Origin of the sequence: Mesorhizobium sp. M7A.F.Ca.AU.001.01.1.1, from assembly GCF_004022735.1 — a bacterium.
Classification (GTDB): domain Bacteria; phylum Pseudomonadota; class Alphaproteobacteria; order Rhizobiales; family Rhizobiaceae; genus Mesorhizobium; species Mesorhizobium ciceri.
The window spans coordinates 13564-27936 of the sequence record NZ_RZPF01000007.1 but is presented as its reverse complement, the minus strand read 5'-3'; the positions used below and the strand labels follow the sequence as shown (position 1 = coordinate 27936).

Genomic DNA, 14373 nt, shown 5'->3' with positions numbered 1-14373 from the left:
GGAAAGTACCGTCACGGGGATCGCGGCACGCTGCCGGCATCGGGCTGAGCTTTGCGACAGGTGAAATCCGGCAGAGCACACAACCGACGATTCCTCATCCTCTTTTTCCACACTGACGAACTGCACAGCGCATCAGAAAATCGAAATTGCCCCTGCCGCCCTGAGCCGCGATGGTCTTTACGCAAGCAGCCGGCTTAGGGCTGTGGAGGAACGTCGTCGCGGCAAAGCCCTGGGGCAAGGCCGCTTTGGCACGCCGCTGGTTCAAACCGGCAGCGAGGGAGGAATTGACTTGGCTGGTTCGGGCAAATCCGACACCGCGCGCTTGGGCATCAAAATGTCCCAGGAACTCGTCGTCGGCGCGATCTCGGCCGTCCTCTTCCTGGTGTTCTCGGCGACGCTCAACAATTTCCTGAGCCAAGGCAACATCCTTGCCATTCTCAAGAATGTCTCGATCCTGGGCACGCTGGCCGTCGGCATGGGGCTCATCGTCGTTGGGCGCGGCATCGACCTGACCATGGTGGCGGTGATGGTCGTCGGCGTCGCCTTCAGTATTTGGATCTCCACCTGGGGCGTCGACTTCACGCTGGCCGTCGTCTTCGGGGCCATCCTGGTCGCGGCCATCGGCCTGTTCACCGGCGTCATGGTGGCGGTGGCCGAAATTCCGCCGATCTTCGCCACCCTTGCCATCGCGTCCTCGGTCTACGGCTCTGGCCGCATCGTCTTTGCGTCCGACGTGCTCTATGCCCCCTCCGATATCGGCTGGCTGAAATTCGTCGGCAACGGAACCATCCTCGGCATCCCGATGTCGGTGATCATCTTCGCGGCGGTGGCCGCGCTCATGGGCTTTTTCCTGAGGAAGACCCGCTTCGGCCGGCTGGTCTATGCTACTGGCGACAACCCGAACGCGGCCCGCACGACCGGGCTGCCGACGCGCCCGATCATCGTGACGCAATATGTCATCAGCGCCCTCATTGCCTATATCGCCGGCATCATCATGCTGGGGCTGGTCACCGGCATCGACACGCGCCTCTACAATTCCAGCCTGATCTATGACGTGCTGCTGGTGGTCGTGCTGGGCGGCATCGGCCTCTCCGGTGGCCAGGGCGGCGTACGCAACGTCATCGTCGGCACCATCCTGGTCGGCATCCTGACCAACGGCATGACGATCCTGAACTTCAGCTACACCAGCCAGAACCTGATCAAGAGCGTGATCCTGCTGGGCGCGCTGGCGATCGACGCCATCATCAATCCGCGCGACGAGCAGACCTCGCAAAGCGGCGACATCTGAACAAGAACCGAGACATAAATCTGGGAGGATACCATGAAGTTGTTCAAGAACTGCCTGCTCGCGGGCATGACAGCGCTGGCGCTGCTGGGCGCGGCGAAAATCGCCACGGCGCAGGAAACCGATCAGGTCGGCCGCTCTACCTATCTCGAGGCGCTCAAGGGCAAGAAGGTCATCTTCGTGCCAATCTCGCAGGGCATGGACCTCAACCAGGCCTGGGTGGTGGTGTGGCAGCGTCACGCCGCTCGCTACGGCTTCAGCCTCGAAGTGCGCGATCCCTCCGGCGACACCAATGCCGGCATTCGCGCCATGCAGGGCGCCATCGCCGAGAAGCCGGACCTGATCATCGTGCAGAACCCCGACGTCCAGACCTACGCACGCCTGTTGAAACAGGCGCAGGCGGCCGGCATCAAGGTGCTGCAAGTCAACATGCAGTCGGCCACCCAGACGGACAGTTATGTCGGCAACGACTGGATCGAAATGGGCCGTCTCGAAATGGGCGAACTGGCCAAGCACTGCACCGGGCCCAATGCCGTCTCGCACAAGGTGGTCTGGCTCGCCGGCGTCCAGACGGGTGCCGCCAACATCTACATGCGCACCGGCATCGACGAGGTGCTGAAGGCCAATCCCGAGCTGCAGCTCGTCTCCGACCAGCCGGCCGATTACATGAGCGAAGAGGCCCGCCAGATCACCGAGACGGTCCTCCAGCAGCATCCGGACCTGTGCGGCATCATGGGCATCTGGGATAATGCTGAGGTCGGCGCCGGTGCCGCCGTCGTGGCCGCCGGCAAGCAGGACCAGGTGACGATCGTCACCAATGGCGCGGGCAGCGCCACGGGCTGCGAGAGCATCAAGAACGGGCTGCTCGACGTGATCTTCAACTTTAATGCCCCGATCCAGGCCGAGATCGCAGCACAACAGATTTCCGAGCTGCTGCAGCAGCCCGGCCGGCAGGCGGGCAGCGAGAAGACCATCTTCTTCGGCCCGATCACCCGCGTCGACAAGGCCAATGCGACCGGCAGGAATTGCTGGAAGCTGGACGAGCTCAAGTAACGGACTTCCTTGATGAGCATGGCTGAAAGCCTTGTGCGCTGGCGCTACCGCCTGCTCCCCGACCACGTGGTCGGGGAGATCCTGACCAAGAAGTGGATCGACAGCGTCATCCCCTTCACGGCGCTGGTGATTTTGTGCGCGATCTTCGGCTCGATCGTGCCGGGCTTCTTCGATCTGGCGACGCTGACCAATCTCAGCGGCCAGACCGCCGAGCTTGGCCTTGTGGTGCTCGGCATGACCATCGTCATGGTGTCAGGCGGCATCGATCTGTCTGTCGGGTCGACCTTCGCGCTCGCCGTGCTGGTCACGCTCTATGGGATGAATGTCGAGCAGTGGAGCTTTGGTACCGGCCTGTTGGCGTGCCTGGGCCTCGGCGTCGTCTGCGGCGCCATCAACGGCTTCCTGGTTGGCTTTCTGCGCATGCGGGCGTTTCTCACCACGCTGGTGACGCTCATCATCTACCGCTCGACCTTCGACATCGTCTTTCCCCAGGTCTCGACCCGGATCGTCACCAGCGGTCCGGACTCGCCAGCCTATGATTTTCTTGGTTTCGGTACGATCTGGGGCGTGCCGACGTCCTTTGTGGTGTTCGTCGTCATCGCGCTGATCATCCATCTCGTGCTGTCGCGCGCCCGCTATGGCTGGCGGCTGTTCGCGGTCGGCGGCGCGCGCCGCTCTGCCTACAATGCCGGCATCAATGTGCGCTTCATCTTGTTCAGCGCCTATGTCTTGTGCTCGGTACTGGTGGCGCTCTCCGGCTTCTTCTTCTCGGCCCGCATCGGCAGTGCCGCTTCCGACATCGGCACCGGTCTCGAACTGCAGGTGTTGACCGCGACCGTGCTCGGCGGCATCTCGCTAGGCGGCGGGCGCGGCTCGGTCGCCAAGGCGCTGATGGGCACCGTCTTCGTGCTTGTCCTGTCGAACAGTCTGCTTGCGCTGGCCGTGCCCGGCCCGGTCAATTTCCTGATCCTCGGCATCGTGCTGCTTTTGTCGGTGCTTCTCGACGTTCGCTGGGTGAAGAACCGCCACAAGATCCTGCGCAGCGTCTACATCTCGCCAACCTTCGCCAAGATGCCGCAGGCGATCTCGACCGCGCCCGGCGCGCCAATGGCGGTGAATGACCGGTTGAAGGACGTCGGCGTCATCGGCCTCGGCGTTCTCGATGGCGCGGAGGATGTGATCTTCGACCGGCAGGACCGTCTCTACACCGGCAGCCGCCAGGGCGAGATCCTGCGCTTCCAGCCGCCCCATTACACCGATAGCGAAGTGTTCGCACATATTGGCGGCTCGCCGCTCGGCATGGCTTTCGACCGCGACGACAACCTCGTCATCTGCGTCGCTGGCATGGGCCTCTATCAGGTCTCGCCGGCCGGCGACGTAAAGCTGCTGACCGCCGAAACCAACCGCTCACTGACCTCGGTGGTCGACGACTCGACCATGAAGCTCGCCGACGACTGCGACATCCTGCCGGACGGCCGTATCGTCTTCTCGGAAGCGACAGTGCGCTTCGAAATGCATGACTGGTATGCCGACGCGCTGGAAAGCCGCGGCAACGGACGCATCATCGTCCATGATCCCAAATCCGGTTCGACACGCACACTGCTGTCGAACCTCGTCTTCCCCAATGGCATCTGCACGGCCTTCGACGGCCAGTCGGTGCTGTTCGCCGAAAGCTGGGCCTGCCGCATCAGCCGCTACTATTTCGATGGCCCGAAGAAAGGCCAGGTCGAGCGCGTCATCGAGGGCTTGCCCGGCTATCCCGACAACATCAACCGCGCCTCCGACGGTACCTACTGGCTGGCCCTGATGGGCATGCGCACGCCGGCCTTGGATCTCTCGCTTGAAATGCCGAGCTTCCGCCGTCGCATGGCGCGGCGCGTATCGGAAGACGCGTGGCTGATGCCCAATCTCAACACCGGCTGCGTGCTGCGCTTCGACGAGAACGGCCAGATCCTCGAAAGCCTGTGGGACCAGGCCGGCGAGAAGCATCCGATGATCACCTCGATGCGCGAGCACAAGGGCATCCTCTATCTCTGCGGCATCTTCAACAACCGCATGGGCACCTTGCCCTTGAAAGGCGTCGATCCCGACTGGTTCAGCTCGGATTCCTACTGGGGCAAAAAGCCATGAGCGGTTTGAGCCAGCTTCTTGACCGCTTTCTCGGCCGTGGCGAGTGGGCAGTGACCGTGCCGACGCTCGACGGGCCGTTGCTGCCCAACCAAGGACTGGAGGAAGCCGAGCCGTTCGCCGGCCTCGCCGAGGCCGACAATCTCGTACGCACCGAAAAGGGCATTCTGGCAAGCAGCGCCAACCGGCTGATGCGCTTTAGCGCCGACGGCCATGCCGAAACCTTGCAGGAATTTCCGGGCGAGATCACCGCACTCGCCCATGCCCGCGGCATGACCGCGATGGCCATCGACGGCAAGGGCGTCGTCGTCCACGGCGGCCTGCATGACGGGCGCGAGGCGACGGGTGAGGAGGCTCGGCGCCTCTCCTGCATCACCGCTCTCACCTTCCTCGACAGCAACACCTTGCTGGTGGCCAACGGTTCGGCCTCAGTGCCGGCGAGCAGTTGGCGTCGCGACCTGATGCAGAAGAGCGTGTCCGGTTCGGTCTGGCGGCTCGATCTAAAAAACGGCCGGCTGGAGCTTGTCAGGGACGGCTTGGCCTGGCCGGCCGGCATCGCCACCACCGGCTCCAACCGCATCTACGTTTCGGAGGCCTGGCGCCACCGCGTGCTGGCGATCGACCTTGCCACCACGGCGACGCTGCCCGTGCTGGAGCATCTGCCGGCCTACCCCGCCCGCATCGCCCCGGCCTTCAACGCCGGCTATTGGCTGACCTTCTATTCCGTGCGCAACCAACTGGTGGAGTTCATCCTGCGCGAGGAGACCTACCGCACCCGCATGCTGGCGGAAGTCCCGGAGGCCTACTGGATGGCGCCGTCGCTCGGCTCATGGCGCGACTATCGCGAGCCCATGCAAGGCAGCCAGTTGAAGCAGATGAACGTGCTGAAGCCATACGCGGTGACAAGGTCCTACGGGCTGGTGGTTCTTTGCGACGAGAACATGAAGCCGCTGTCGAGTTTCCATTCGCGCGCAGACGGCAAGGTGCACGGGACGCTGAGCGCCTGCGAGCTGGGCGATGATCTGCTGGTCGCCTCGCGCGGCGGATCGAGGATCGTGCGCGTGGCGAGCGCCGCCAGCGGCAAGCGAGGCTAAGCGATGTCGGACGCCAACATCATTGAACTCAGGAATGCCGCCAAGGCATTCGCGCGCATTCCGGCCTTCAAGAATGTCAATTTCGACCTGCGCAAAGGAGAAATCCACGCGCTGCTCGGCGAAAACGGCGCCGGCAAGTCGACGCTGACCAAGGTCATGGCCGGTGTCTTCAAGCTGACCGAGGGCAAGATGACCTTCGACGGCAAGGATGTGTCCTTCGCCACGCCCGCCGAAGCGCTGCGCGCCGGCATCGCCATGGTGTTCCAGGAAACCAACCTGGTGCCGGCCATGACCGTGGCGCAGAATCTCTATCTCGGCGAAGAGAAGATGTTCAACCGGTTGCGCGGCCTCTACATTCAGGCGCGGCAGTTCCTCGCCGGCATGGGCTTCCAGGTCGACCCGTCCGCGCAGGTCAGCACGCTGGGCGCGGCGCACAAGCAGATGGTGGAGATCGCGCGCGCCGTCCACCACAAGGCCCGCGTCATCATCTTCGACGAGCCGACCGCGACGCTGACGCCTGAAGAGAAGAGCCACTTCTTCAAACTTTTGCAGCGGCTGGTGAAGGAGGGCATCGCCGTCATCTTCATCACCCATGCGCTGGAAGAGGCGCTTGCCGTCGCCAACCGCATCACGGTCATGCGCGATGGCGAGATCGTCGCGTCCGGCGAGGCCAAGGGCTTCACCCGCGCCTCGATCGTGCAGGCCATGGTCGGCCGCACGCTCACCGAAACGCTGCATGGCGAGGTCAAGCGCACGGCGCGCCCCTATGGCGACAAGGTGCTTTCGGTCGAGAATCTGTCCTGCGCCGGCCTGGTGCGCAACTCTTCCTTCTCGGTGTTTTCAGGCCAGGTCACCGGCATGTTCGGCCTTGTCGGCGCCGGCCGCACCGAAATGGCCAAGGTCGTCGCCGGACTGTTGAAGCGCAACATCTTCCACGGCGGCGAGATCCGCCTGCTCGGCAAGTCGGTGCGCTATCGGGTGCCCAGGCCTGCGGTGCGCGACGGCATCGTCTATGTCACCGAGGATCGCAAGGTCGACGGTTTCTTCGAAACCATGACCGCGGGCGAGAACCTGCAAATGGGTGAACTGACCGAGGGCGCCAATCCCGTCTCCATGGTGTCGCTGGCGCGAGCCAGGCAACTTGCCCGCGAATGGGGCGAACGTCTGAGCCTGCGGCAGACCAGCGACCGAGCCCGGATGATCGAGCTCTCCGGCGGTAACCAGCAAAAGGTCGTGATCGCCAAATCGCTGATTCAGAAGCCGAGGCTGGTGATCTTCGACGAGCCGACACGCGGGGTCGACGTCGGCGCCATCGTCGAGATCCACCAGCTCATCAGCGATCTCGCTGAGCAAGGCATGGCCGTCGTTGTCATCTCGTCCTACCTGCCTGAAATTCTCGCCGTTTCGGATCGCATTCTGGTGGTCAAGCGCGGCCGCGTGGTCGAGGAGATGATGCTTTCGGAGGCCACCGAGGAACGCGTCATGTTCGCCGCGGTTCATTGAGCGGCTCGACAAGAGAGACACTTTTGCCGGCCAAGCCAGGACCAATGTCTGGCCTGCCCTATTGCCTTGCAATCGGTTCCGCGTCTGAATAGGTCAGGGGTCAGATCACCCTGCCCGAGCGGATATGCCCAGCGTCAACCTCAAACTTCTGCAGACGTTCTTGCTTGCCGCCGAAAACGGCAGCTTCCGACGTGCTGCCGAGGAGAGCAACCGTTCGCCATCGGCGGTCTCGATGCAGATTCGCGACCTTGAGGAGCAGATCGGCATCTCGCTGTTCATCCGCACCGCACAGCGTGCCAGCCTGACGCCGGAAGGCCAGATCCTGTTCGAGGAGATCGCCAACGTGATGTCACAGGTGCAGACCAGCCTCGACCGCCTGACGGAGGTCGCCGCTCGTCGCAAGGGCAAAGTGCAGATCGCCTGCGCCCCGACGCTCGCGGCAAGCCGGCTGGGCGATATCCTGGCGACATTCAAGTTGCGCTATCCACGCAGCATCGTCGAGGTCATCGAGAGTCCGCCGCAGGCCGCGCTTGGCCTTTTGCAACAGCAGGAGGTCGAGTTCTACATCGGCCCGGAACTGCCAAACCTGACGGACTTCCAGTTCGAGTCCATCCTCGACGATCCGCTGATGGCCTGCATCCCCACGGAAATATACGGCGGCGAAAAGAAGCTGCTGCTCTCCGACCTGCTGCGCTATCCGCTCATCCTGCTCAACCGCAAGACCGCCGTGCGCGGCCTTGTCGATCGGCTGACGGCGGCGGAAGGCATCGAGTTCAAGCCGCAATACGAGGTCGAAAGCGCACAGACGGCGGTGGCACTGGTGTGTTCGGGACTTGGCGTCTGCGTGGTGCCCGGCATCGCCATTTCGCGCAATGACGAGCGTATGCGGGTGGTGCCGATCGACCATCGCGACGCCCACCGCTCGGTCGGCATCATCACCGCGCGGGGCTATGTGCACCACTCCTTCTCCGAACAGCTGATGAACCTCATCCGCACCAATTTGCGCGAACTTGCAAACTGAGCGTCGCGCCTTCGGACAGGCACCTTGCACGAGCGCCGAGAATGGTGCGCTGGGAATGCCGCCATTGGCAGCCCGGCCTCACCTGAATATCAGCGCACCCTCAGTCGGTCTGGATCCAGATCGACTTGGTCTCCAGATATTCATGCAGATGTTCGATGCCGCCCTCGCGGCCGTAGCCGGACATCTTCATGCCGCCGAACGGCACCGCCGGGTCGATGGCGTGGTACATGTTGACCCATACCGAGCCGGCCTTGATGCGGCGGGCGAGCTTGTGGGCGGTGCCAAGATGACTGGTGCAAATGCCGGCCGCCAGGCCATAGGGCGTCGCATTGGCCCGCGCCACGGCTTCGTCGAGCGTGTCGAACGGCATCGCCGAAATCACCGGACCAAAGATCTCTTCACGCGCGATGGTCATCTTGTCCGACACCGCACCGAAGACAGTCGGCGCGATGAAATTGCCGCCGTCGTAGGGCCCGCCGGTCAGTCGCGAGCCGCCCGCCATCAGTTCCGCGCCTTCGTCGCGGCCGGCCTTGATATAGCCCACCACCTTGCCGGCCTGCCTGGCATTGATGAGCGGGCCGATTTCGGTTTCCGCCTCGATGCCATGGCCGATGCGAAGCCTGCCGGTAAACTCGGCGACCCGGCGCACGAATTCGTCATGGATTTCGCGGGCCACGAAAAGCCGCGAACCGGCGATGCAGATCTGGCCCGAATGCACGAACACAGCCATCGCGGCGACAGGAACCGCCTTGTCGATGTCGGCATCGCGGCAGACGATGATCGGCGATTTGCCGCCGAGCTCCAGGGAAACGCGCTTGAGGTTGGTCACGCCCGCCCGCGCGATGGCCTGGCCGGTCAGCGTCGAGCCGGTGAAGACGATCTTGTTGACGTCGGGATGTTCAGCGAGCCGCGCCCCGGCCTCTGTCCCGGTGCCGGTGACGACGTTGACGACGCCGTCGGGAACGCCGGCCTCCTGCATCAGCCTGGCGATCAGCAGCGGCGTCAACGAAGCATCCTCCGAGGGCTTCAGCACGATGGTGCAGCCGGTGGCGAGCGCCGGCGCGATCTTCCAGATCGACGCCGCGGTCGGAGCGTTCCAGGGGATGATCGCGCCGACAACGCCTACCGGCTCGCGCCTTGTGAACGAGACGATCTCGCCGGGGATCGAATTGTCTATGGATTCGCCATGCAGCGCGGTCGCCATGCCCGCATAGAAGCGCAGCATGCCGATGACGCGCCGCCGGTTGGCGAGCGTGCGCGTGATCGGCAGTCCCATGTCGAGAGTGTCGGAAACGCTGAGTTCTTCCCAATGGGTCTCGAAGAGATCGGCGATGCGCAGAAGCACGCACTGCCGCTCGTAGGGCGAGAATTTTGACCACGGCCCTTCGAAGGCCGTGCGCGCAGCGTCCACCGCCGCATCGATGTCGGCCGCCGAGCCACGCGGCACGGTGGCCAGCACTTCGCCAGTCGCCGGGTTGAGCGCCTGCATCTCCTGGCCGGATTGTGCCGGAACCCACTTGCCGCCGACGAACATCGGCCGGAATTCGCCATGGTAGAGCGCCGTGGCCTTCGCCCGCGGGTCGAAATTCAGCGTCATCTCTTCCTCCTCACAATTCCGTGGCGACTATGACTCCCACGCCGGTCGACCTCAAACAAGGAAAGCTAAAAGGGCGTTCAGATAATCGGACTGTGCAATGCACGCGACTTCCCCGATGGTGCCGGCAACGGAGGAACAGATATGAGACTTGCTGGCAAGGTCGCTATCGTCACGGGCGGCGGTTCGGGATTTGGCGAAGGCATCGTCAGGAAATTCGTCACCGAAGGTGCGCTGGTCGTGTTGATGGACCGTGATGAGGCCGCCGCGGCTCGCGTTGCTGCCGAAGCCGGCGAAAATGTGCGGCCAATCACTGGCGACGTCTCGACACTCGGAAGCTTCGAAGCGGCGGCAGACCTGGCCCGCTCGGCCTTTGGCGGTCTCGACATACTGGTCAACAATGCCGGCGTGGCCCAGCCGCCCTTGGCGCTCGAGACGATGGACGAAGAGATGTTCGACCGGATCGCCAACGTCAACATGCGATCCATCTACAATGGCGCCCGTGCGGTCGTCGCGCATTTCAAATCCATCAAATCAGGCGCCATCCTCAACGTCGCCTCCACCGGCGGCGTCTCGCCGCGCCCGAATTTGACGTGGTACAATGCTTCCAAAGGCTGGGCGATTGCCGCCACCCGGGCCATGGCCGTGGAACTCGCCCCCTTCGGCATCCGCGTCAACGCCATCAATCCGGTTGCCGGCGACACGCCACTTCTGTCCACTTTCATCGGCTCCGGCGAAGAGAACCGCGCCCGCGTCGTCGCCACCATTCCGATCGGCAGGCTGTCTACGCCGGCGGACATGGGCAACGCCGCGGCATTCCTGTGCTCCGACGAGGCCAGCATGATCACCGGCGTCGACCTCAACGTCGATGGCGGCAAGTGCATCTGAGCGTTAGACCATTTGGGAGTTGGCGATGAAGCCTGTCTACGAAATCGCCGTGGTGCATGGCGACGGCATCGGCCCGGAAGTCTGCGCCGCAGCGGTTCAAGTGGTGAAAGCAGCGCTCGGTCCCGGCAGCCCCTTGCACTTCAGCGAATACCCGGCCGGAGCCGAGCATTTCCTGAAGACCGGCCAGAGCTTTCCCGAGCCGACCTTCCAGGCCTGCCGCGAGGCGGACGCCATCCTGCATGGTGCGGGCGGCTTGCCGGGCGTCATCCATCCCGATGGGACCGAAGCAGGCCTGGATTTCACGCTGAGGCTGCGCTTCGAACTCGATCTCTATGCCAACATCCGCCCCGTCAGGCTTTTCGAGGGCGTGCCGAGCCCGTTGAGCGGAGTGAAGGCCGGCGGTATCGACTACATCATCTTGCGCGAGAACAGCGAAGGGCTTTACGCCGCGCGGGGATCGGGCGCGCTGTTGCGCGGCGAAGTGGCGGTCGACACGCTGGTGCAGACCCGCTCCGGCATCGAGCGCATCGCACGCAAGGCCTTCGAACTGGCGCGCCAGTCGGGCGGCGCGCCCCGTGACGGCGTGCGCCGGGTGACCTGCTGCGACAAGGCCAACGTGCTGCGCAGCTATGCCTTCTTTCGCTCCGTCTTCGACGAAGTGGCGAAGGACTATCCCGATATCGCGACCGAGCACGCGCTGGTCGACGCCATGGCGATGCATCTCGTGGTGAAACCGGGCCATTTCAACGTCATCGTCAGCGAGAACATGTTCGGCGACATCCTGTCCGACCTCGCCGCCGCGACGGTGGGCGGGATGGGCATGGCGCCTTCAGCCGAGATCGGCGCGGCCAACGGCTTCTTCCAGGCCGCGCACGGCTCGGCGCCCGACATTGCCGGCCAGGGTATCGCCAATCCGTATGGGACGATCCTGTCGGCAGCCTCGATGCTCGACTGGCTCGGCCACAAGCATGGCGACGAGAGACTCAACCAGGCCGCAGCGCGCATCCGTCGCGTGACCGAGGACTGCCTGGCCAACGGGCTTCTGAGCGCCGATCTGAAAGGCAGGGCGTCGACCAGCGAGATAACCCGTTCGGTCTGCGACCGGCTCGCTGCCGGGCGCGACTGATATGACCAAGCCAAGGATAAATCTTGTTGGACCTGGCAAGGTCGGCCAGACGCTCATGCGCCGGATATTCTTCATCGCCGGCCGGCACAGGGTCCAGACCTGAGATGGGCGCTCTCGATCGCCAGGTTTCGGTCGAGGACTTTCGCACGCTTGCCCGTCGTCGTCTGCCGAAATCCGTCTTCGAATTCATCGATGGCGGGGCGGGGCAAGAACTCACCCTCAAAGCCAATCGAAGCGATTTCGAAAAGATCAGAATTTTGCCGCGCGTGCTTACCGATGTTTCGCATCCGAACGTTTCCACGACGCTCTGGTCCGAGACCTTGCCAACACCGCTGGTGATCAGCCCGATGGGCTCCTGCGCGCTGGTCAGGCCCGGAGCCGACATTGCCATCGCGAGGGCGGCAACCGCTCGCAGCATCCCCTACACGCTCTCCACCATGGCCACGGCCAGCATCGAAGGCATGGCGCGAGCCGTACAGGGGCCGCTGTGGTTCCAGCTTTATGTGCTCAAGGATTTCGACTTCAATCGCCAGTTGGTGAGGCGAGCGGAAGAATTTGGCTATTCGACGCTGGTGGTGACCGTTGATCTGCAAGCCGGTGGCAAGCGCGAAAAGGATCTTAGGAACGGCATATCTATCCCACTGCGGCCTTCGGCCCGGCATCTCTGGGAAGGCATGCTTCATCCTGGCTGGTCGCTGCGCCTGCTGCGCGGCGGTCTGCCCCAGTTCGAGAACGTCCGCGGCTATCTCGGTGACAACAGCGCCGGCCTGACGATCGCCGCGCGTGTTGGCGGCAGCCTCCATGCAGGTTTCGACTGGGACGATTTCCGCCAGATCCGCGACTGGTGGAAAGGCCGGCTGCTGGTCAAGGGCGTCCTGCACCCGGGCGATGCGTCGCGACTGGTGGCGGCTGGTGCCGATGGCATCTGGGTGTCCAACCATGGAGGCCGCCAGCTCGACGGTGCTGTATCGAGCATCGATGCCCTGCCCGCTATCCGTCAGGCACTTGGCGCCCAAATCCCGATCCTCATCGATTCCGGTATCCGCACGGGCACGGACATCGTCAAGGCCAAGGCACGCGGCGCCACCGTCGCGGCGATCGGCCGGGCCGCCCTGTTCGGCGCCGTGGCTGGCGAGCCCGGCGTGGCCAAGGCACTGGATATCATCCTGGACGAAGTGGTGACTTGCCTCAGGCTCTGCGGGATCCCCCGTTTTCAGGAAGCGGGATCAGAAATGATAGCATAGCGCCAAGACGAGTGCTCACGCTTGGTCAAGAGGTACAGAAAACCCCCGCTCGTCCAATATTCTTCCTCATCATGCCAAGGTTTTGCTATCGCGGTTGTGCAAGCGGCTGCGGGCGGCCGACCAATTGCCGCCCTCACACGCCGCTCCTTCCCAAGCCCAGCGGCCGCCTGTCAGAGAGCACTTGTTTGATGCACACCCGCTAGCGGCGGTCGTGATTAAATTCGAGAGGCTGCACAGTCGGATAGGCAGACTAAGGTCGGCCGCCCGGTGCTGTTTTCGGTTCCATCCACCCGTTCTTCAGAATGTCGCGAAGCACGTTGCGGATGTCTTCGCCCGCTGCCGTTGCGCCGCTCGCCCAAGCGATCGCCAGTGCCCCGAAAAAGATGTCGCGCCCGGTCATCGTCCGTCGTGCAAGCCCTTCGTCCTGTGCAGCCTTCAGGATTCGCTCCGTCGTCGCGATGACAGCATGGCAGGTCGGCGTCAGCGGGGATTCTACTCGGCAAGCCGCCCGTAACGGTTCAGGCAAGCCCTCATAAGCCAGCATCCAGTCGCCGAGAGCTTCAACCCAGAGTTCGAGTGCGCGGCCTGCATCGCTCTCCCCGGCTTCGATTTCAACGCGACGATGGTCGAGGCCTTCATAATGAAGAACTAACAGCGCAGCCAGCAGGGCGTCTTTGTTTGGAAAATGGCGGTAGAGCGTCCCTGCTCCCACGCCCGCCAGCTTCGCAATAGAATCCATCGAAACGTCAACACTGTCGTTGCCGAACGCTTGTCGCGCCACCTCGAGAATGTGCGCCCGATTATGCTGCGCGTCCCTGCGCAGGGCTGACGCGACCGAAAATTGCGACATTACTGACCTTGAACCCTTGAATACCGGAGACACTCTCCGTATCTAAAAGCCGAATCGGAGAGAGTCTCCATATAGCCCCCGGTCGATTATTCTAACAGGTCGGCATTAGCGAGCGAAACGAGGACACGATGATCAGGCAGATGATACCGGCATGCATCCGGACAACGGGCACCGCAACCTGCCTGGCGCCTGGCGCGCGCCGTCAGTAGATGCCGCGAGCTATACGAGTTTCGAGGCGGACTGCTCCGTCGGCAGCACCGCCCTGCGCGACCCTCTGGATGTCCGCTCAATACGGAATAGATCCGCGCACCATGCGCTGAGCAACCGGGCACGCCCGCCTACTGCACGGAACTGACGTTGCCTGATCTTCAGGATGCGCTGTCCACGGCGGAAAAGGCGCGCGCACCCGGAATTCGCGACGCGCTGATCAAGGGCTTCATCGAGGCGACGCCTCCCCTCCGCCACGAGCAGATCGTAGCCCGCAACCGTGAAGTCACCGCCCGCCGATGAGAAACTTCTCCGGTTCCGGTCCGAGGTGGACCAATAAGACTGTCCAAGAATTCCTTCTGTTTGTCGGGAGCAACCTGA

General features: G+C 63.4%; 12 protein-coding genes. 10 read left to right on the top strand and 2 right to left on the bottom strand.

Features of this window, described 5'->3' with window-relative positions:
- Nucleotides 1-334: 334 nt before the first annotated feature.
- From EN884_RS01215 to EN884_RS01190, 6 genes are all read left to right on the top strand, one after another.
- Nucleotides 335-1288: an ABC transporter permease gene (locus tag EN884_RS01215; RefSeq protein ID WP_032809776.1), complete on the top strand. Its 954-nt coding sequence runs from the start codon at nt 335-337 to the stop codon at nt 1286-1288.
- A gap of 33 nt (nt 1289-1321) precedes the next feature.
- Nucleotides 1322-2338, top strand: a complete 1017-nt coding sequence (locus EN884_RS01210; RefSeq protein WP_063167480.1) for a sugar ABC transporter substrate-binding protein — start codon at nt 1322-1324, stop codon at nt 2336-2338.
- Nucleotides 2339-2350: 12 nt separating this feature from the next.
- Nucleotides 2351-4468: an SMP-30/gluconolactonase/LRE family protein gene (locus EN884_RS01205; RefSeq protein WP_063167479.1), complete on the top strand. Its 2118-nt coding sequence runs from the start codon at nt 2351-2353 to the stop codon at nt 4466-4468.
- Nucleotides 4465-5559, top strand: a complete 1095-nt coding sequence (locus tag EN884_RS01200) for a hypothetical protein (RefSeq protein WP_063167478.1) — start codon at nt 4465-4467, stop codon at nt 5557-5559. Before EN884_RS01205 ends, EN884_RS01200 begins: the two co-directional genes overlap by 4 nt.
- 3 nt (nt 5560-5562) lie before the next feature.
- The gene (locus EN884_RS01195) at nt 5563-7062 is read left to right on the top strand and encodes a sugar ABC transporter ATP-binding protein (protein ID WP_063167477.1); all 1500 of its coding nucleotides are present in this window, start codon (nt 5563-5565) and stop codon (nt 7060-7062) included.
- A gap of 124 nt (nt 7063-7186) precedes the next feature.
- Nucleotides 7187-8083 (top strand): LysR family transcriptional regulator, encoded by an 897-nt coding sequence (locus EN884_RS01190; protein WP_063167476.1) that lies wholly within the window; start codon nt 7187-7189, stop codon nt 8081-8083.
- 100 nt (nt 8084-8183) lie between these two features.
- Here EN884_RS01190 and EN884_RS01185 read toward each other — a convergent pair whose 3' ends face one another.
- A complete protein-coding gene (locus EN884_RS01185) occupies nt 8184-9680 on the bottom strand; it encodes an aldehyde dehydrogenase family protein (protein WP_063167475.1) in 1497 nt (498 codons plus the stop codon).
- A gap of 141 nt (nt 9681-9821) precedes the next feature.
- Here EN884_RS01185 and EN884_RS01180 point away from each other — a divergent pair, with 141 nt between their 5' ends.
- The 3 genes from EN884_RS01180 (at nt 9822) to EN884_RS01170 (ending at nt 12935) form a co-directional block, all read left to right on the top strand.
- Nucleotides 9822-10565 (top strand): glucose 1-dehydrogenase, encoded by a 744-nt coding sequence (locus EN884_RS01180; protein ID WP_013533144.1) that lies wholly within the window; start codon nt 9822-9824, stop codon nt 10563-10565.
- A gap of 25 nt (nt 10566-10590) precedes the next feature.
- Nucleotides 10591-11691 carry an isocitrate/isopropylmalate dehydrogenase family protein gene (locus tag EN884_RS01175; protein ID WP_063167474.1) on the top strand — a complete coding sequence of 367 codons (1101 nt, stop codon included), beginning with the start codon at nt 10591-10593 and terminating at the stop codon, nt 11689-11691.
- 104 nt (nt 11692-11795) lie between these two features.
- Entirely contained in the window at nt 11796-12935 is a 1140-nt protein-coding gene (locus tag EN884_RS01170; RefSeq protein ID WP_063167473.1) for an alpha-hydroxy acid oxidase, read from the top strand.
- 250 nt (nt 12936-13185) lie between these two features.
- On the opposite strand, the gene EN884_RS01165 is transcribed toward EN884_RS01170, so the two are convergent.
- On the bottom strand, nt 13186-13785 hold the full coding sequence (locus EN884_RS01165) for a TetR/AcrR family transcriptional regulator (protein ID WP_063167472.1): 600 nt from the start codon (nt 13783-13785) through the stop codon (nt 13186-13188).
- A 357-nt stretch (nt 13786-14142) separates the two neighbouring features.
- Between EN884_RS01165 and EN884_RS01160 the strand changes: the two genes are divergently transcribed.
- Nucleotides 14143-14295: a hypothetical protein gene (locus EN884_RS01160; RefSeq protein WP_244514267.1), complete on the top strand. Its 153-nt coding sequence runs from the start codon at nt 14143-14145 to the stop codon at nt 14293-14295.
- Nucleotides 14296-14373: the final 78 nt, after the last annotated feature.